Below are 18,984 nucleotides of genomic sequence, written 5' to 3' on the forward strand. Positions count from 1 at the left end.
ATCGGTCTTTCACTGTTTTCTTCGGCGCAGCTGCCACTGGGCAAGCACCACGAGCAGGACCGATGCGACGAGCACGATGGTCGCGACGGCGTTGATTTCCGGCGTCACGCCGCGGCGTATCGAGGCGAAGACATAGATCGGCAGCGTCGTCTGCGCGCCGGCGACGAAGAAGGCGATGATGAAGTCGTCGAACGAGAAGGTGAAGGCGAGCAGGAAGCCGGCGATCACCGCAGGCATGATCTGCGGCAGCACGATCGAGCGGAACGTCGTCAGCGGCGTGGCGTAGAGATCGCTCGACGCCTCGACCAGGTTGCGGTCGAGACTGCCAAGGCGCGTGCCGACGATCATCGCCACCAGCGCCATCGAGAACAGGCCATGCGCGGCGATGATCGAGCCGTAACCGAGCGCCAGGCGCGGCGGCTGGTCGCCCGGCCACAACTCGGCGAGGAACGGATTGACGACGCCGAACAGCTGCACGAGCGCCACCAGCGTCGAGATGCCGATGACGACGCCGGGAACGACGATTGCGGCGCCCAATAGCCCGTCGAAGACAGCCCGCGTCCGCGCCCCGACGCGCTGCAGGCCGAGCGCGGCGGCGGTGCCCGCGACCGCCGCCAAAAGCGCGCTGGTGGTGGCGATGAACAGGCTGTTCTTCAGCGCCTCGACCAGGAACGGGTTGGACAGCGCCTTGCCGTACCATTGCGTCGAGAAGCCGGTGAACTCGCTGGCATGGTGGCCGGCGTTGAAGGAGAACAGCACCACCAGCGCGATCGGCAGGTAGAGGAAGGCAAAAACGGCAACGACGAAGGCGCGCATCAGATCAGGTCCACCCGGCGCGCGCCCGACAGACGGGCCGAGATGCGGTTGGCGGCGATCAGCACCACGACCGAAACCAGCACCAGCGTGATGGCGATGGCCGAACCGAACGGCCAGTTGCGCGACTGCAGGAACAGGTCGACCAGCGCGTTGCCGATGAAGAACACCTTGCCGCCGCCGAGCAGGGTCGGGATCAGATATTCGCCGAGCAGGAGGATCATCACCAGCGAGAAGCCGGTCATCACGCCCGGCAGCGAAAGCCGGAGCGTGACACCGAGGAAGGTCGACAGCGGCGTCGCGCCGAGATCGGCAGAGGCTTCCAGCAGCCTGCGGTCGAGCCGCTCCAGGCTGACATAGATCGGCAGGATCATCAGCGGCAGATAGCCGTAGACGATGCCGAGCAGCACCGCGCCCGGCGTGTTGATCAGCCTGACGTCCTCGATGCCGACATAGGCGAGCAGGGCCGGAATGCCGCGTCCGCCCAGCACATACATCCAGGCATAGGTGCGCATCAAAAGGCTGGTCCAGAACGGGATGACGACGAGCGCAAGCAGGATCAGCCGCCAGCGCTCCGGCGCGCGCAGCGCCAGGTAGTAGGCCACCGGATAGGCGACGAGCAGGCAGGCGAAGGCGCCGACCGGCGCCAGTACCATCGTGTTCCAGAACGCGGTCGCCCGCGCCGGCAGGTTGGCGTATTGCGCAAGCGTGAAAGCTGCCTGGTAGCCTCCCTCGGGCGCCCGCTCGCCGACGCTGAAGATAGCGATGGCGACGAACGGCAGGACCAGGAATACCACCAGCCACAGCGTCGCCGGCGCGAGCAGCAGCGCCGTCATGAGGTTTTTGCGAAGGAGGGTGCCGCGCATCGAAAAAGCCGCTTCGGTGCCGGCGGGCCATTGCCCGCCGGTCGCGTTGCCTGGATCGGGTTTGTGGCCGGCTCCGCTCAAGCCGACTTGAAGCGCGCCATCAGCTCGGCGCGCCCCGGATCGGTGAGCGTCGCGGCGGCGCCGAACTCCAGCGGCTTCAACAGGTCCGCCGCTGGGTAGAGGATCGGATTGTCCATCACCTCCTTCGGCAGCAGCGCGTTGACGCGCGCATCGATCGAGGGCGCGCCATTGGCCAAGTGCTCCTTCACCGCGACCTTCGGGTTCATCAGGTAGTTGAGCAGCGCGTAGCCGGCCGGCTTGTTCGGCGCGTCCTTCGGGATGGCGTAGAAGTCGGTCCAGATCTCGCCGCCTTCCTTGCCGAGCACATAGGCGATTTCCGGGATGTCGCGATGGAGCTGCGCCCCGTCATTGGTCCAGCACATCGTCATCCAAGCATCGCCGGCGCGCATCGACGGCTGATAGTCGCTCGACACCGCGAACAGATGCGGCTTGACCTTGAGCAGCAGTTCCTCGGCCTTGGCGAGCTCGTCCTGCTTCAGCGAGTTGAACGAGTAGCCGTAATATTTCAGCGCATTGCCGATCGTGGTGAGCTGATAGTCATGCACCATGGTGCGGCCGTCGCCTTCCGCCATGGCGGTGTCCCAGAACTCCTTCCAGCTCGTCATCGGCTTGGTCAGCTTCTTGGTGTTGATCGCGATACCGGTCGTGCCCCAGTTCTTCGGCACGGCGTAGATCGTCCCGTCGATCGTGCCTTCCGAGGTAAAGCGCGGATCCTCCTGCGAACCGTCGAAATTCCCGAGCTTGGCCATGTCGAGCGCTTCGATGATGTCGAGCTTCTTGTAGGTCGAGATCGTGTAGTTGGTCGGCACGAACAGGCTCCAGCCCGAGCCTCCGGCCTGCAGCTTGGCCAGCATCTCCTCGTTCGAGCCGAAGACGTTGACCTCGACGGCAACGCCGGTCTCGGCTTTGAAGCTCTCGAATGTCGCCGGGTCGTGATAGTTCGGCCAGGTGGCGATCGACATGCGGTCGCCGAGGTTTTCGGCGGCGTAGGCCGGCGTCGGCATGATGCCGAGCTCGCGCGCCATCACCGCGGTGGCGACGCCGAGGCCGGTGAGGCCAAGGAATTCGCGCCGGCCGATCGAGCCGCGCTTCAGGCGCATCAGCTGGTCGACGAATTTCTCGGGGCTTATCGGCAGTCCGTCACGATAGGATTTCGACATGGTGGTTTTCCCTCTGGTTGGTCCCGTTGTTCTTGGGTTGCGGAAACGCCAGCGGCGCCCCGGCGGCAAAGCCGATGGCGACGGGTTCGCCCGGCTTGAAGAGGTTGTCGCGGCCGATCTGGTGATCGGCCTTGGCGAGCAGTGATCCGATGCCCTCGACCTCGATCGCATATTCGGCGGTCGAGCCCAGGAAGATGCGGTTACGCACGATGCCCTTCAGGCTGCCGCTTCCGGCCGCGCCGAGACTGAGCGTCTCGGGCCGCAGCGACAACGACACCGCCTCGCCTCGGCTGAGCGGCGCCCGCTTGCGCGCGGAAATCACCGAGCCGTCGGCCAGCGCGACATCGACGAGGTCGCCCGACAGGCCCGCCACCGTGCCGCTCAACAGATTGGTCTTGCCGACGAAATCGGCGACGAAGAGGTCGGCAGGCTCGTCGTAGATCTCGTTCGGCTGTCCGAGCTGGACGATGCGCCCGCCATTCATGACGCAGACGAGGTCGCTCATCGACAGCGCTTCCTCCTGGTCGTGCGTGACCAGAACGAAAGTGATGCCGATCTCGCGCTGCAGGTTCTGCAGCTCGATCTGCATGTCGGTGCGCAGCTTCTTGTCGAGCGCGGCCAGAGGCTCGTCGAGCAAGAGCACCGCCGGCTTGTTGACCAGCGCACGCGCCAGCGCCACGCGCTGCTGCTGGCCGCCGGAAAGCTTGTGGATCTTGCGGCGGCCATAGCCCGCGAGCCGCACCATGGCGAGCGCCTCGCCCGCCCTCTGGCTGATCTCGCGCGATGACAGCCTGGGCCTCGCCTGGCGCAGTCCGTAGGCGATGTTGTCCTCGACATCGAGATGCGGGAACAGCGCGTATTGCTGGAACACCATGTTGACCGGGCGCCGGTAGGGCGGCGTGCCGGCCATGTCGCGGCCGCGGATCAGCACCTGGCCTTCGCTCGGCTGCTCGAAGCCGCCGATCATGCGCAGGCACGTCGTCTTGCCGCATCCGGACGGCCCGAGCAAGGCGACAAAGGCCGATGGCGGGACGGCAAGGTCGATGCCGCTGACCGCCGTAACCGCGCCATAGCGCTTGGTGACCGCGCGAAACTCGATATCGGGCACTGCAGTCAAAGGCGGGCTCCAGGGCGAGTTGATTTCGAAACGCTACCAGAGCCAATGCCGGCTAGTATATACCTCGCAGGTGGTATATTTGATCTATTTTATCGTTTAGAGGGGTATGAATGGCCGTTTCCCGCAGCGATGACTACAATGGGCTCGGCGCCGTCATCGCCGCGACGCGCGAGGCCGGCGGCGATCATTTCGGCCGCGCCATGGTCGGCTGGCTGCGCGGCCATGTCGGCTTCGATCACTGTGTCGTCTTCGGCTATCGCGGGGCTGCCCGCCCGCCGCTGCTGTTCGAGACGTTCTCCCCGGCCGAGAGCCACGTCTTCGTCGCGCTCTATCAGGAGGGCCCCTATCTGCTCGACCCGTTCCATCACGCGGCGGTCGAGCGCAAGGAAGGCTTCTGGCGCATGCGAGAGCTCGCGCCGGACCGCTTCTATGCCAGCGAATACTACCGCTCCTACTACAGCCAGACCAAGCTCGCCGAGGAGGTCGGCTTCTTCGTCCCGCTGCAGGGCAAGGACGCGCTGGTGCTCTCGCTGATGCGGCTCCGGGCCTCGGGTCCGTTCGGCACCGCCGACGCCAGGCTGCTGCGCGACATGGCCCCGGCGGTGATCAGCCTCGTCAGGCTGCGCTGGCCTGGCCTGCCGGCCGACGAGCCGGCGGCCTCGCCACGCGGCGAGGCGGCGGCTGTTCCCAGCGAGTTCGACCGCGCGCATATCTGGAAGAGCCTGTCGCTCACTTCACGCGAAAAGCAGGTGGTCGACCTCGTGCTTCAGGGCCACTCGACGGAATCGATCGCGCGGGCGCTGAGGATCGTGCCGGGAACCGTCAAGGTCCACCGCCGCAACATCTACCGCAAGCTCAAGATCAAATCGCAGGCCGGCCTCTTCGCGCGCTTCGTCGAGATCATTGACGCGCAGATCGGCTGAGCACGGAGGTCACCGGCTCTACGGCCGCGAACACCGCGCTCGCCTCGCTGACGATCGAGACATGATCCCTGGCCGCCTTGCCCGCCGCCGCCCCGTCGCCGCGCATGATCGCGGTGACGATCAGATCGTGTTCCTGCCAGGATTTGGCCAACCGGCCGGGCAGCATGAACTGCGCGCGGCGGAACGGCGCCAGCCGGCTGCGGGTCGTCACCGTCAGATCCTGGATATGCGCGTTGTGGGCGCCGCGATAAAGCCGGCTGTGGAACTCGGTGTTGAAGTATTCGTAATCCTCTTCCGCGCCGAGCTGCACCAGGCGCGCCGACGCCTGGTGCTCCATCTCGAGCGCCCGGCGCTCGCCGCCAGTCATGCGCTCGGCCGAGAAGCGCGCGCAGATCGCCTCCAGTTCGGCCATGCTCTCGAACATCGAGGCGAGATGTTCCTGCGTCACCACAGCGACGATGGCGCCGCGGTTGGGCCGCCTCTCGACAAGCCCCATGGCGCTCAGATGGCCGAGCGCCTCGCGGACGGGCGTGCGGGAGACCTCGAATCGGGCGGCGAGCGAGACCTCGTCGAGCCTCTCGCCGGGGCGCAGATAGCCGGTGACGATGCGGTCGGCGATCGCCCTCACCATCTGATCCACGGTCGTGCCCGACCTGACCAAGCTGCGCTTTCCCGGCACGTCTCCTCCGTCCAGTCTATGCAGGCAACCCGCAGGTTGGACGGCCGGCGGGTGAATTTCGACTCAAGGCTTCACCTTGTATGCCTAGATTTTGAACTTGATGTCAAACTGATCATTTATCGGGCAAAAAGTGCATGCACTTGCCGCGCCTTTATGCAGTGCGTCTAAAGCCGTGCATTGATTTTATTGCAAAAAACCAAGCTTTGAAACTGGCACGGTGATTGCATGCACTTTTCCAGAAGACATCAACCGACCCGGAGATGGGGTCCAAAAAGGGGAGCATTCGATATGACCGAGAGATTCATGCTTAGCCGCCGCGATCTGCTCAGGACCTCTGCCGCCGGAGCGGCGCTCGGTCTGGCCTCGGCGGCCTTTCCAATCCGCAGGGCGTTCGCCGCCTCGGCGACTGTCGGTTTCATCTATGTCGGCCCCAAGGACGACTACGGCTACAACCAGGCGCATGCCGAAGGCGCCGCCACGCTGAAGAGCATCGAGGGCATTTCCGTTGTCGAGGAGGAGAACGTTCCCGAGACGGTCGACGTCCAGAAGACCATGGAATCGATGATCAACCTCGACGGCGCCTCGCTGATCTTCCCGACCTCCTTCGGCTATTTCGATCCGCATATGCTCGCCATGTGCGCGAAGTTCCCCGACGTGCAGTTCCGCCATTGCGGCGGCATGTGGAACAAGGACAAGCACCCGATGAACGCCGGTTCCTATTTCGGCTATATCGGCATGGGCCAGTACCTCAACGGCGTCGTCGCCGGTCACACCTCCAAGTCGAAGAAGCTCGGCTTCGTCGCCGCCAAGCCGATCCCGCAGGTCCTCCTCAACATCAATTCCTTCCTGCTCGGCGCCCGCTCGGTCGATCCGACGATCACCTGCCAGGTGATCTTCACCGGCGAATGGTCGCTGGCGGTCAAGGAGGCCGAGGCCACCAACGCGCTGGTCGACCAGGGCGCCGACGTCATCACCTGCCATGTCGACAGTCCCAAGGTGGTGGTCGAGACGGCCGCCGGCCGCGGCGCCTTCGTCTGCGGCTATCACGCCAACCAGAGCCCGCTTGCGCCGGAGAAATACCTGACCGGAGTGGAGTGGAACTGGGCCAAGGTCTACAAGATGTTCGTCGACGACCTCATCGCCGGCACCCCGCTGCCCAATTTCACCCGCGGCGGCCTGGCCGACGGCTTCGTCAAGATGAGCCCGCTCGGCCCAGCCGTCAGCGAAGCGGCCCGCAAGCAGTTCGACGGCACGCTGGCCGAAATGATGAAGGGCGGCTTCTCCGTCATCAAGGGTCCGCTGAAGAGCAACAAGGGCGTCGTCGTCGCCACCGAAGGCCAGGCTTTCGTCGAGACCGCCATCGAGCTCGAAAGCATAAACTATCTCGTCGAGGGCGTCGTCGGCTCGACCGCCTGAGCCGGCGGCGTGTCGCCCAAAAGTGCGCAGCGGTTTTGGGCGACACGCATGGAACAACGACGAGTGGAGACGGGACGATGACGGACACCGTGAGCAGCGCCGGCGTGCCGGCCCTTCTCGGCGCCAGGGGATATCGGGCGGCGCTCGAATGGATTGCCAGGCGGGCGGAGGCCTTCGTCATCCCGCTGGCGGCGCTGGTCGTCGGCATGGTGCTGTTCAGCGTGTTCGTCGCGCTGGTCGGCAAGTCGCCGCTCCAGCTCTACGAGACGATGTGGCGAGGCGGCTTCGGCTCCTGGTTCTCGATCCAGAACTCGCTGTCGCGCGGCGCGCCGCTCTTGCTCGCGGCGCTCTGCGTGGCGCTGCCGGCGCGCCTCGGGCTGGTCGTCATCGGCGGCGAGGGCGCGATCGTGCTCGGCGGCGTCGCGGCCGCCGCCATCGGCGTGGCGCTGAACGGCGCGCCGTCTTTTCTCGTCATCCTCCTCATGGGCGTGGGGGGTGTGGTCGCCGGCGGCATCTGGATTGGTGCCGTCGGTGCGCTTCGCCATTACCGCGCCGTCAACGAGACCATCTCCAGCCTGCTGATGGCCTATATTGCCATCGCCCTGATGAACCACCTGGTGGAAGGACCGCTGCGCGATCCGGCCTCGCTCAACAAGCCGTCGACCCAGCCGCTCGCCGACATCTACCGCATCGGCAACATTCCGGGCATGGAGGTGCATTGGGGGCTCGGCGTCGGCATCCTCGCCTGCGTGCTATCCTGGCTGCTGATCGAGAAGACCCGCTGGGGCTTTGCCGCCCGCATCGCCGGCGGCAATGTCAGGGCAGCGCAGGTGCAGGGGCTTGCGGTCGGGCCGCTGATCGTCGGCTTCACCGCGCTTGCCGGCGGCTTCGCCGGCCTTGCCGGCATGCTGGAGGTCGCAGCCGTGCAAGGCAGCGCGAATGGCTCGCTTGCCGCCGGCTACGGCTACACCGGCATCCTCGTCGCCTTCCTTGCCCGCCACAATCCGCTCGCCATCATCCCGGTCGCCATCCTGCTTGGCGGCATCGACGCCTCCGGCGGCCTGATCCAGCGCCGCATGGACCTGCCCGACGCGACCGTGCTGGTGCTGCAGGGCATGCTCTTCATCGTCATCCTGTTCAGCGAGACCTTCTACGGCCGCTTCAAGCTCTTCAACCCCGACCTGTGGCAGAGGAGCACCTGATGGAGACGACCGACATCGGGCTGTGGGGCGTGCCGCTCGCCATGCTGGGCGGCGCCATCCGCGTGTCCACGCCCTTCATCTTCGTCTCACTGGGCGAAGCCATCACCGAGCGTTCCGGCCGCATCAATCTCGGCCTCGAAGGCACGCTGGTGTTCGGCGCCATGAGCGCCTACGCAGTGGCGGTAGTGACCGGTTCGCCCTGGCTCGGCCTTTTGGCCGCTGCCTTCGCCGGCCTCTGCTTCGGCCTCTTCCACGGCTGGATCTGCAAGTTCCCGAAGGTCAACGACATCGCCATCGGCATCGCCCTGATGCTGTTCGGCTCCGGGCTAGCCTTCTTCTTCGGCAAGCCTTTCATCCAGCCCTCGGCGCCCGACCTGCCGGCGATCCCGTTCGGCGCCTGGTCGAGCATTCCGCAGGTGCAGGCGGCGCTCAACGTCAACGTGCTGTTCCTGATCGGCGCGGCGCTTGCCGTCTTCCTCTGGTGGGCCTTCCGCAACACCCGTGTCGGCCTGATCGTGCGTGTCGTCGGCGACAGCGCCGATGCCGCGCGCGCCATGGGCCTCAACCCGAACACGGTGCGCCTGCTGGCCACCGGCGCCGGCGGCGCGCTGGCCGGCATCGGCGGCGCCTATCTGTCGCTCTACTATCCCGGCAGCTGGACCGAGCGCATCTCGTCGGGCCAGGGGCTGATGGCGGTGGCGCTGGTCATCTTCGCGCGCTGGAACCCGCTCGGCTGCTTTGCCGCCGCGCTGCTGTTCGGCGGCGCCGGCGCCCTCGGGCCGGCGCTGCAGTCGGTGGGCGTCACGCAAGGCTACTACCTGTTCTACGCCGCGCCCTACATCCTCACCCTTGTCATCATGATCGCCACCTCGTCACCGAGCCGCACACTCGCCGGCGCGCCCGGCGAACTGTCGATCACCAAGTGACCGCATCCCAGGAACCGCTCGCGAGACCGGAGTTTTTGCCATGAACGCCAGAGCCGAGATCACCCAGCGCTACATCGACGCCGATCCCTATCCCTGGCCCTACAATGGCGACCTGAGGCCGGACAACACGGCGTTGATCATCATCGACATGCAGACCGATTTCTGCGGGCCGGGCGGCTATGTCGACCACATGGGCTATGACCTGTCGCTGGTCAGGGCGCCGATCGAGCCGATCAAGGCGGTGCTCTCGGCGATGCGGGCCAAGGGCTACACCATCATCCACACGCGCGAGGGCCATCGTCCCGACCTCGCCGACCTGCCCGCCAACAAGCGCTGGCGCTCGCGCCGCATCAATGCCGGCATCGGCGACCCCGGTCCTTGCGGACGCATCCTGGTGCGCGGCGAGCCGGGCTGGGACATCATCCCCGACCTCTATCCGGCCGAGGGCGAGCCGATCATCGACAAGCCGGGCAAGGGCTCGTTCTGCGCAACCGATCTCGAGCTGATCCTCAACCAGCGCGGCATCGCCAACATCGTGCTTACCGGCATCACCACCGACGTCTGCGTTCACACCACCATGCGCGAGGCCAACGATCGCGGCTTCGAATGCGTGATGCTGGAGGATTGCTGCGGAGCCACCGACCACGGCAACCATCTGGCGGCGATCAAGATGATCAAGATGCAGGGCGGTGTGTTCGGCGCGGTGTCGAATTCCGCCGCGCTCGTCGCCCAGCTGCCGTGAGGAACCGGCGATGAGCGGAACTCACAGAAAGGCGATCGGCGTCGAGACCATCGGCATGACCATGCGTTTCGGCGCCTTCACTGCACTCGACGACGTCTCGATCAAGGTGCCGGCAGGTTCCTTCCATGCTCTGCTCGGCGAGAACGGCGCCGGCAAGTCGACGCTGGTCAAATGCATGATGGGTTTCTACCGCCCGACGTCGGGCGACATGCTGGTCGACGGCCGGGAGGTCGCGATCGCCAGCCCCAGGGATGCTTCGGCGCTGGGCCTCGGCATGGTCTACCAGCATTTCACGCTGGTGCCTTCGCTGACCGGCGCCGAGAACCTGGTCATCTCGCGAGAAAAGGTGCCCGGCGTCATTGACTGGCGCAAGGAGCGCGGCGCGCTCGCCGCCTTCATGGAGCGCATGCCGTTCAAACTGCCGCTCGACGTCAAGGTGGCCGAGCTTGCCGCCGGCGAGAAACAGAAGCTGGAGATCATCAAGCAGCTTTACCTCGGCCGCAATTTCCTGGTGCTGGACGAGCCGACATCCGTGCTCACCCCGGGCGAGGCGCAGGAAGTGCTTGGCCTGGTGCGCGGCATGACGAAGGCCGGCGATCTCACCGTGCTGATGATCTCCCACAAATTCCACGAGGTCACTGCATTCGCCGACGACATCACAGTGCTGCGCAAGGGCAGGCTCACCGGGACCGGCAAAGTGTCAGACCTTTCCCACAGGGAGATGGCGGCGATGATGATCGGCGACCAGCCGATCGCTGCACTCGACAGCCGTCTCGAGCCCAGGGCGGACGCCGAGATTGTGCTCAAGGTGAAAGCGCTGAAAGCACTGGACCGCACCGGTCTCAAATCGATCGACATCGCCGACCTCGGCGTGCGCTCCGGCGAGATCGTCGGCATCGCCGGCATCTCCGGCAACGGCCAGAAGGAGTTCCTGGAGGTGCTGGCGGGCCAGCGTGCCCGCGACCAGGGCGAAGTCATGGTTCGAGGAACGGCCTATGCGGCGACGCGCGCCGAGGCGCGCGCGCTCAATGTGCGCCTGATCCCGGAGGAACCGCTGAAGAATGCCTGCGCGCCAAGGATGACGGTCGCCGAGAACATCGCCTTCCGCACCTTCGACGTCGACGGCAGCGGCAGGCCGGTGAGCTGGATCAGCGCTGGCGCCATCAAATCCTTCAGCGCCCGCCTGGTCGAGCAGTTCAAGGTCAAGACCGCATCGCTCTCCTCGCCGATCGCCTCGCTGTCGGGCGGCAACGTGCAGCGCGCGGTGCTCGCCCGCGAACTGACGGGCGAGGTCGATCTGCTGATCGTCTCCAACCCCTGCTTCGGGCTCGACTTCTCCGCCGTCGCCGAGATCCGCGCCCGCATCATGAAGGCACGCAACGCGGGCGCCGCGGTGCTGCTGACGTCGGAGGACCTCGACGAGTTGCTGGAGCTTTCCGACCGCATCCTCGTCATGTCCGACGGCGCGCTCGTCTACGAGACGCCGATCGCGCAGGCGAGCGTGCAGACGATCGGCGAGCACATGGCGGGGCATCACTGATGGCGGAAATCGCGGCGCAGCCTTTCGCCTTTGCCTTCAGGCCCGAGACGACGGCGCTCATCGTCATCGACATGCAGCGCGACTTCGCCGAGTCGGGCGGCTTCGGCGCCAGCCTCGGCAATGACGTCGGCCGGGTGGTGGCGATCGTGCCGACCGTGAAGAAGCTGATCGAGGGCTTTCGCGCCGCCGGCCTGCCGGTGATTCACACCATGGAGTGCCACAGGCCCGACTTGTCGGACCTGCCGCCCGCCAAGCGCGACCGCGGCAAGCCGACGATCCGCATCGGCGATGTCGGACCGATGGGACGCGTGCTGATCGCCGGCGAGCCCGGCACGGCGATCCTCGACGAACTCGCGCCATTGCCCGGCGAGATCGTCATCGAGAAGCCCGGCAAGGGCGCCTTCTACGCGACCGGCCTCGGCGACGACCTGAAGCGGCTAGGCGCCCGCCAACTGGTCTTTGCCGGCGTCACCACCGAGGTTTGCGTGCAGACGACGATGCGCGAGGCCAACGACCGCGGCTATGAATGCCTGGTCGCGGAGGATGCGACGGAAAGCTATTTTCCCGAGTTCAAGGCGGCCGCGCTCGCCATGATCAGGGCGCAAGGCGCGATCATCGGCTGGACGGCGACGACCGATCAGGTGCTCGAGGGGATTGCGAATGCCTAATCTCAGTTTTGCCGGCCTGCTTGACGGCGGCTGGCGCGATCTGGCGTTCGAGCCTTTCCGCGACGGCATCGGCGTGCACTGGCTGCTCAAGGGCGGGCCGGTCGAGCCGTCGGTCGCGGTCCTCAAATACCAGCCGGGCGCCGGCGTGCCACGCCACCGTCATGTCGGGCTGGAAACCATCGTCGTGCTGGAAGGCACCCAGAGCGACGAGAACGGCGACTATCCGGCGGGCAGCGTGATCCTCAATCCGGTCGGCACCGAGCATTCGGTGTGGACGAAGGACGGTTGCGTCGTCCTGATCCAGTGGGACCTGCCGGTGATCATTCTGGGGGAGACGAGATGAGCGACATCCATTTCGATATCGGCAGCCTGCACGCGGCCTACCAAGCCGGCATCGGCATCGCCGAGGTGATCGATACGGTGCTGGCCCGCATCGCGGCGGCCGCCGACCCCGGCATCTTCATCCACCTTGCGACGAGAGCCGAGATGCTGGCTGAGGCCGAAGCGCTCTGCCCGTTCGACCCCGTGGCCATGCCGCTCTGGGGCATCCCCTTCGCCGTCAAGGACAATATCGATGTCGCCGGCATGCCGACCACGGCCGCCTGCGCCGAATTTGCCTACACGCCCGCAAGCGACGCAACCGTGGTGGCGAGGCTCAAGGCTGCGGGCGCCCTGGTCGTGGGCAAGACCAATCTCGACCAGTTCGCCACCGGCCTCGTCGGCGTGCGCACGCCATGGCCGATCCCGAGGAATGCGATCGATCTGAAGCTGGTGCCGGGCGGCTCCTCCTCCGGCTCGGCGGTGGCGACGGCGCGCGGCATCGTCTCCTTCGCACTCGGCACCGATACCGCCGGCTCGGGCCGCATTCCGGCCGGCCTCAACAGCATCGTCGGACTGAAGCCGACCGTCGGCGCACTGTCGACGGCCGGCGTCGTGCCGGCCTGCCGGACGCTCGACTGCGTGTCGGTCTTCGCGCTGACCGTCGACGACGCCTACGCGGTATTCTCCATCGCCGCCGCGCGCGACGCAACCGATCCGTATTCGCGTGACGTCGCCGTCCACCCGCTCGTGGCGCACGCCCCGGTGCTGAACGTCGGCATCCCGGTAAAAGCCGACCTGAAATTCTTCGGCGATACGGCGATGCAGGCCGGCTTCGAGGCCTCGCTTGCCATGCTGTCGCGGCTCGGTTGCCGGCTTGTCGAGATCCCGTTCGGCGACTTCTACGCCACCGCCGATCTGCTCTACGAAGGCGCCTGGGTGACGGAGCGCTATGCAGCGATCCGCGATTTCTTCGAGGTGAATGAAGCAGCGCTCCATCCGGTGACGCGCAAGATCATCGGCGGCGCCCGAAACCTGTCGGCGGCCGACGCCTTCCGCGGCTTCTATGCCTTGCAGGCCTACAAGGCCCGGCTCGCCCCGGTGATCGCCTCCGTAGACCTGTTCTGCGTGCCGACCGCGCCGACCCACTACACCGTCGATGCCGTGCTTGCCGATCCGATCGCCACCAACAGCCGGCTCGGCACCTACACCAATTTCGTCAATCTGCTCGACATGTGCGGCATCGCCGTGCCCACCGGCACGCGCGACGACGGTCTGCCGATGAGCGTGACCCTGCTGGCGACTGCCGGACGAGACGGCCTTGCGGCATCCGTCGCGCGCGACCTCCACTCGGCGAGCGGCCTCGCCCTCGGCGCGACCGGTTGGCGGCAGTCGAGCGCACAGCCTGTCGGCGCATCGGCCGAGGACGGCACGATCGAGTTGGTGGTGGTTGGCGCGCATCTTTCGGGAATGCCGCTCAACGGCCAGCTGAAGGAGGCCGGCGCGCGCTTCTGCAGGGCGGCGCGGACCAGCTCTTCTTACAAGCTCTATGAGCTTGCCGGCCAGACCACACCCAAACCGGGGCTCATCCGGGTCGGCAGCGGCGGCGCCGCGATCGAGGTCGAGGTCTGGCGGCTTTGCGCCGATGCCTTCGGCCGTTTCGTCGCCGCCATTCCGCCGCCGCTCGGCATCGGCACCATCGAGCTCAACGACGGCACATCGGCGAAAGGATTCCTGGCCGAAACCGCCGGCCTGCTGGCTGCGACGGACATCTCCGCCTATGGCGGCTGGCGCAATTTCGTCGCCAGGACCCACGAGGCGCGGCGGCAACTGGAAAGCGTTCCCTCCAGATGAACGGAGGGGCCAGCCGGATCGGCAGGGTTCAAGGCCCGCCTCGCTGAAGGGTTCGGGGGAGCAGCCTCAGGCCAGTTCGAACCGCTCCACCGCCCGCATGATGCCGCGCAATTCGGCAAGGCCCTTGAGCCGCCCGATCAGCGAATAGCCGGGGTTGATCCTGGTCTTGCCGATGTCGTCGGCAAGCAGGTGGCCATGATCCGGACGCATCGGGATGCGCCAGTCGGACCGGCCTTCCTTGCGCCGCCGCGCCCCCTCCTTCATCAGCGCCAGGATGACCGCCGCCATGTCGGTCGAGCCCTCCAGATGCTCGGCCTCGTAGAAGGAGCCGTCCGCCTCGCGCGTCACGTTGCGCAGATGCGCAAAATGGATCCTTGGCGCGAATTCCCCGATCATCGCGACAAGATCGTTGTCGGCGCGCACGCCGTAGGAGCCGGTGCAGAAGGTCAGGCCGTTGGCCGGGCTGTCGACCGTCTCCAGGATGAAGCGCGCGTCGGCGGCGGTGGAGACGACCCGCGGCAGCCCGAACAGCGAGAAGGGCGGATCGTCCGGGTGGATGCACATGCGCGCCCCGACCTCCTCGGCGACCGGGATGATCTCCTTCAGGAACCAGGCCAGGTTGGCGCGCAGTTCAGCCGGGCCGATCGCGTCGTAATCGGCGAGCGCCTCGCGCATCGTCTCGCGATTGTACTTGCGCTCGGTGGCCGGCAGGCCGGCGATCAGGTTGCGCTCGACCTTTTCGATCTGCTCGTCGCTGAGCGATTTCAGCCGCGCTTCCGCTTCCTCGAGACGCGCCGGGCTGTAGCTCGCCTCGGCATTCTTGCGCTTAAGCACGAAGACGTCATAGGCGGCGAAGTCGATCGCATCGAAACGCAACGCGTAGCCGGTGGTCGCCAGCCGGTACATGAGATCGGTGCGGGTCCAGTCGACCACCGGCATGAAATTGTAGCAGATGGTGGAGATGCCGGCCTTGGCCAGCGCCCTAATCGTGTCCTTGTACCAGCCGGCATAGCGCTGCCGCTCCGCAGAACCGATCTTGATCGAGTTGTGGACGGGAATGCTTTCCACCACCGACCAGGTGAGCCCGGCCGCCTCGACGATGCGCTTGCGCTCGAGGATGGCATCGAGCGGCCAGGCGCTGCCGTCATAGATGTTGTGCAAGGCCGTCACGATGCCGGTCGCTCCGGCCTGCTTGATATGGTCGAGCGTGACCGGATCGTCCGGCCCGTACCAGCGCCAGCATTGTTCCATGAGTGCCTCTTTCCTGATTCCGGCGGACCTTATTGTCGGCCTTGACGGCGAGTCAAATCGGGCAGCCAAAGTCGACGGGACGCGCGTTCTTGTCGCCCGTCATCCAGCGCATTATGAGGATCGGCAACGGCGCCGCGCGCCAGAAAATCCCGGCGGACAATCACGGAGTTTGGCAATGAAGGATTTCGACGGCAAGGTCGCCCTGGTGACGGGGACGACCGGGATCGGCCTGGCAAGCGCCAGGCGCCTGGCGGCGGGCGGGGCGGCGATCATCGCGCTCGGCATCGACGAGCACGCCAATGCGGCGATGCAGGCCGAATTCGACCGCAACGGCGCCGCCGCGCTGGTGGCGACTGTCGATGTGTCCGTGCCGGACCAGGTCGCCCAGGCGATCGCCGACGGTGTCGGCCGCTTCGGCGGGCTGGACGTCATCGTCAACTCCGCAGCCGTCCATCCCTACGGCACCGCCACCGGCACCGATTTCGAGACCTGGAACCGGGCGATGTCCGTCAATGTCGGTTCCATCTACCTCACCGCCCACTACGGCATCCCCGAGATGATCAAGCGCGGCGGCGGCGCCATCGTCAACGTCGCCTCGGTGCAAGGCACTGCCTGCCAGCAGAACGTCGCCGCCTATGCCACCACCAAGGGCGCCATCCACACGCTGACGCGCTCGCTGGCGCTCGACTATGCCCGCCAGGGCATCCGCGTGAATTCGGTCAGCCCGGGGTCGGTCCGCACGCCGATCCTCGAGAGGGCCGCGCGCGGCGACGACCCGAACGCCGACATCGAGGCCGCCTTCAAGCGCTTCGGCGAGGCGCACCCGCTCGGCCGCATCGGCGAGCCGGAGGAAGTGGCCGAACTCATCGCCTTCCTGTGCTCGTCCAAGGCAAGCTTCTGCACCGGCGCCGACTACAGGATCGACGGCGGCCTGCTGGCCGGCATTGGCGTCAGATGAGGGCATCGACGGCAGCGGGACGGATGGCCGCCGCCCGCACTTGCGGCGGCGCGCTTTAACCGTCTATCGTGGTTCGAAAGCCCGTAACGCATCCGGCCCGCCGACAGAGCGACTGGGCAGTTTTCAGGACGAGTGAAGCAACGCATCGCTAATGGCCGACAAATCGCAATTCGGGCTGACCGCTGTCGATACCGTTCCGTTGCATGAGAAAGTCTATCTGGAGCTCGTGCGCGCACTGATGTCGGGCCAGCTGCAGCCCGGCCAGAAGCTGACCTCGCGCAAGCTCGCCAAGGAGCTCGGCACCAGCGACATGCCGGTGCGCAGCGCCTTCACCCGGCTGCAGGCGCTGCGGGCGCTGAGCCCGATGCCGAACGGCAGCGTCGAGGTGCCGCTGATCTCCGCCGAGCGCTTCCAGCAACTGACCGCCGTGCGCACGATCCTGGAAGGTACGGCCACCGGGCTCGCCACCAACCGCATCAACGGCAACAACCTGCGCGCCATCCGCCGCCATTGCACCGAGCTCACCCAAGCCGCCCGCAGCGGTGACATCGACGACTATCTGCGAAAGAACCACGACTTCAAATTCTCGATCTACCGCCACTGCGGCAACGAGCAGATGATCTTCCTGATCGAGACGGTGTGGATGCAGGTCGGCCCGTTTCTCAGGAACCTGGCGATCGGCTTCGAGGACGGCCTCGCCGGCATTCTCGGCATCGACTATCACGAGGAAGTCGTCGCGGCGATCGAGGCCGGCGACGGCGAACGGGCCCGCGCGGCCATCGTACGCGACATCGACGAGGGGGCGACACACATCCTCGGCCAGGTGAAGTTTCCGGAACTGCGCCACTAGGCAGACCGCAGGGCCATTCGAGCGCGCATCGAAGGCCTCGCCAAATCCCGGCTTGGCTTTCCTGCGTCATCCAGCTATGTTGCGATCGCAGATCGCACAATATGGACCTGAAATGCCCCCCGATATCCAGCTAGTAAATTGAAAAAATGAAGGAAAATTGCCTGGAAGCATCCATGGCGACCTTCATGAACTCACAAGCTGAAAAATGGATATCGTAGCCGCGATGGCTACAGAAAGAACCAAGGGGTTGGAAATTGAGCGATGCAATTGCGGACGTTTTGAACTGGCTGGAAAGCAGGGAGGACATCCAGAGCCTGAGGGCCGCGGTATGCGATCTCAACGGCATCATGCGCGGGAAGCGCATTCCCGTCGAGCAGGCGCGCAAGGCGCTCGAAGGCAAGCTGCGCATGCCCTACTCGCTGATCGGGCTCGACATCTGGGGCGAGGATATCGAAGGCAATGCGCAGGTCTTCTCGACCGGCGACGCCGATGGCCTTTGCCAGTGGACCGGGCGCGGCATCCTGCCCGTCAACTGGACGGCGCATCCGACGGCGCTTCTGCCGCTGTGGCTCGCCGATGAAAACGGCGCGCCCTATCTCGGCGACCCGCGCCGCGCGCTCGCCCGCATCCTCGACCGCTACGCCGCGCTCGGCCTGACGCCGGTCACCGCGACCGAGCTCGAATTCTACCTCGTCGACCCGACATCGCAGCGGCCCGTAGGGCCTGTCTCGCCGATCACCGGCCGGCGCCTCGATTCCGATGCCGCGCTCTCGATCGACGAGATCGACGATTTCGAGGCCTTCATCCATGACGTCTACGAGGCCTGCCGCATGCAGGGCATCCCCGTCGACACCGCGATCGCCGAGAACGGCGTCGGCCAGTTCGAGATCAACCTCAACCATGTGCCGGATGCCTTGCGCGCCGCCGACGACGCCGTGCTCTTCAAGCGCACCGTCAAGGGCATCGCCCGCAAGCACGGCTTTGCCGCTTGCTTCATGGCCAAGCCTTATGGCGAGCGCGCCGGCAACGGGTTCCACGTCCATTTCAGCGTCATCGATCGCGACGGCCGCAACATTTTCGACGACGGCAGCGACCAGGGCTCCGACACCATGCGCCACGCGGTGGGCGGCCTGCTCGCGGCGATGGCCGAGAGCACGCTGGTGTTCGCGCCGCATTTCAATTCCTACCGCCGGCTGCGCCCGCGCTCCTACGCGCCGACCGCGGTGGCGTGGGGCTACGAGAACCGCATGGTGGCGATCCGCATTCCCGGCGGCCCCGCCGCGGCGCGCCGCATCGAGCACCGCGTGTCCGGCGCCGACGCCAATCCCTACCTGGTGCTGGCCGCTATCCTTGGCGCGGCGCTCGTCGGGATCGAAAAGGAACTGTCGCCCGGCGAGCCGACCGGCGGCGAGGGACAAGGACTCACGCTGGCGAAGCTGCCGCCGGACTGGGCCTCGGCCATCGCCAGCTTCGAAAGCGGGCCGCTCGTCGCCGAGATCTTCCCGGCCACGCTGCGCCAGTCCTTCGTCGCCTGCAAGCGCCAGGAATTGAACACCTTCGCGCTCAATGTCAGCGACTTCGAGATCGAGACCTATCTGGAGAGCGTCTAGAGCAATTCCA

General features: G+C 66.1%; 18 protein-coding genes. 12 read left to right on the forward strand and 6 right to left on the reverse strand.

The window, feature by feature from the left end:
- Window positions 1-9: 9 nt before the first annotated feature.
- From EN857_RS09175 to EN857_RS09190, 4 genes are all read right to left on the reverse strand, one after another.
- Complete coding sequence (locus EN857_RS09175) at window positions 10-816, reverse strand: ABC transporter permease (RefSeq protein WP_127310464.1); 807 nt, start codon at window positions 814-816, stop codon at window positions 10-12.
- On the reverse strand, window positions 816-1,679 hold the full coding sequence (locus tag EN857_RS09180; RefSeq protein ID WP_127310467.1) for an ABC transporter permease: 864 nt from the start codon (window positions 1,677-1,679) through the stop codon (window positions 816-818). Before EN857_RS09180 ends, EN857_RS09175 begins: the two co-directional genes overlap by 1 nt.
- Window positions 1,680-1,756: 77 nt before the next feature.
- Window positions 1,757-2,920 carry a spermidine/putrescine ABC transporter substrate-binding protein gene (locus EN857_RS09185; protein ID WP_127394019.1) on the reverse strand — a complete coding sequence of 388 codons (1,164 nt, stop codon included), beginning with the start codon at window positions 2,918-2,920 and terminating at the stop codon, window positions 1,757-1,759.
- Window positions 2,901-4,037, reverse strand: coding sequence for an ABC transporter ATP-binding protein (locus tag EN857_RS09190; protein WP_135858326.1), 1,137 nt, complete (start codon window positions 4,035-4,037; stop codon window positions 2,901-2,903). The genes EN857_RS09185 and EN857_RS09190 overlap by 20 nt, the downstream gene beginning before the upstream one ends.
- A 110-nt stretch (window positions 4,038-4,147) precedes the next feature.
- On the opposite strand from EN857_RS09190, the gene EN857_RS09195 reads away from it, so the two are divergent.
- Window positions 4,148-4,960 (forward strand): LuxR C-terminal-related transcriptional regulator, encoded by an 813-nt coding sequence (locus tag EN857_RS09195; RefSeq protein ID WP_127393704.1) that lies wholly within the window; start codon window positions 4,148-4,150, stop codon window positions 4,958-4,960.
- Here EN857_RS09195 and EN857_RS09200 read toward each other — a convergent pair.
- A complete protein-coding gene (locus tag EN857_RS09200; RefSeq protein WP_127285555.1) occupies window positions 4,938-5,621 on the reverse strand; it encodes a GntR family transcriptional regulator in 684 nt (227 codons plus the stop codon). The genes EN857_RS09195 and EN857_RS09200 overlap by 23 nt on opposite strands.
- 306 nt (window positions 5,622-5,927) lie before the next feature.
- Between EN857_RS09200 and EN857_RS09205 the strand changes: the two genes are divergently transcribed.
- The 8 genes from EN857_RS09205 (at window position 5,928) to atzF (ending at window position 14,305) form a co-directional block, all read left to right on the forward strand.
- Window positions 5,928-7,055, forward strand: a complete 1,128-nt coding sequence (locus EN857_RS09205) for a BMP family ABC transporter substrate-binding protein (protein ID WP_127393703.1) — start codon at window positions 5,928-5,930, stop codon at window positions 7,053-7,055.
- 77 nt (window positions 7,056-7,132) lie between these two features.
- Window positions 7,133-8,257, forward strand: a complete 1,125-nt coding sequence (locus EN857_RS09210; protein ID WP_127310459.1) for an ABC transporter permease — start codon at window positions 7,133-7,135, stop codon at window positions 8,255-8,257.
- On the forward strand, window positions 8,257-9,183 hold the full coding sequence (locus tag EN857_RS09215) for an ABC transporter permease (RefSeq protein WP_128275141.1): 927 nt from the start codon (window positions 8,257-8,259) through the stop codon (window positions 9,181-9,183). The genes EN857_RS09210 and EN857_RS09215 overlap by 1 nt, the downstream gene beginning before the upstream one ends.
- 40 nt (window positions 9,184-9,223) lie before the next feature.
- Window positions 9,224-9,925, forward strand: a complete 702-nt coding sequence (locus EN857_RS09220) for an isochorismatase family cysteine hydrolase (protein WP_127285559.1) — start codon at window positions 9,224-9,226, stop codon at window positions 9,923-9,925.
- A gap of 10 nt (window positions 9,926-9,935) precedes the next feature.
- The gene (locus tag EN857_RS09225; protein ID WP_135858328.1) at window positions 9,936-11,465 is read left to right on the forward strand and encodes an ABC transporter ATP-binding protein; all 1,530 of its coding nucleotides are present in this window, start codon (window positions 9,936-9,938) and stop codon (window positions 11,463-11,465) included.
- Complete coding sequence (locus EN857_RS09230; RefSeq protein ID WP_127392737.1) at window positions 11,465-12,133, forward strand: isochorismatase family cysteine hydrolase; 669 nt, start codon at window positions 11,465-11,467, stop codon at window positions 12,131-12,133. Before EN857_RS09225 ends, EN857_RS09230 begins: the two co-directional genes overlap by 1 nt.
- Complete coding sequence (locus tag EN857_RS09235; protein WP_127311056.1) at window positions 12,126-12,476, forward strand: cupin domain-containing protein; 351 nt, start codon at window positions 12,126-12,128, stop codon at window positions 12,474-12,476. Before EN857_RS09230 ends, EN857_RS09235 begins: the two co-directional genes overlap by 8 nt.
- Entirely contained in the window at window positions 12,473-14,305 is a 1,833-nt protein-coding gene (gene atzF, locus EN857_RS09240; protein WP_127392736.1) for an allophanate hydrolase, read from the forward strand. The genes EN857_RS09235 and atzF overlap by 4 nt, the downstream gene beginning before the upstream one ends.
- A 66-nt stretch (window positions 14,306-14,371) precedes the next feature.
- On the opposite strand, the gene uxuA is transcribed toward atzF, so the two are convergent.
- Window positions 14,372-15,556 carry a mannonate dehydratase gene (uxuA, locus tag EN857_RS09245; RefSeq protein ID WP_127392735.1) on the reverse strand — a complete coding sequence of 395 codons (1,185 nt, stop codon included), beginning with the start codon at window positions 15,554-15,556 and terminating at the stop codon, window positions 14,372-14,374.
- A 175-nt stretch (window positions 15,557-15,731) separates the two neighbouring features.
- Here uxuA and EN857_RS09250 point away from each other — a divergent pair, with 175 nt between their 5' ends.
- From EN857_RS09250 to EN857_RS09260, 3 genes are all read left to right on the forward strand, one after another.
- Window positions 15,732-16,514, forward strand: coding sequence for an SDR family oxidoreductase (locus EN857_RS09250; protein ID WP_127392734.1), 783 nt, complete (start codon window positions 15,732-15,734; stop codon window positions 16,512-16,514).
- A 151-nt stretch (window positions 16,515-16,665) separates the two neighbouring features.
- Window positions 16,666-17,364, forward strand: a complete 699-nt coding sequence (locus tag EN857_RS09255) for a GntR family transcriptional regulator (RefSeq protein ID WP_127286171.1) — start codon at window positions 16,666-16,668, stop codon at window positions 17,362-17,364.
- 254 nt (window positions 17,365-17,618) lie between these two features.
- Entirely contained in the window at window positions 17,619-18,974 is a 1,356-nt protein-coding gene (locus EN857_RS09260; protein ID WP_127286170.1) for a glutamine synthetase family protein, read from the forward strand.
- The last annotated feature ends 10 nt before the right edge of the window (window positions 18,975-18,984 follow it).

Origin of the sequence: Mesorhizobium sp. M4B.F.Ca.ET.214.01.1.1, assembly GCF_004791545.1 — a bacterium.
In the GTDB taxonomy this organism is placed as follows: Bacteria; Pseudomonadota; Alphaproteobacteria; order Rhizobiales; family Rhizobiaceae; genus Mesorhizobium; species Mesorhizobium abyssinicae.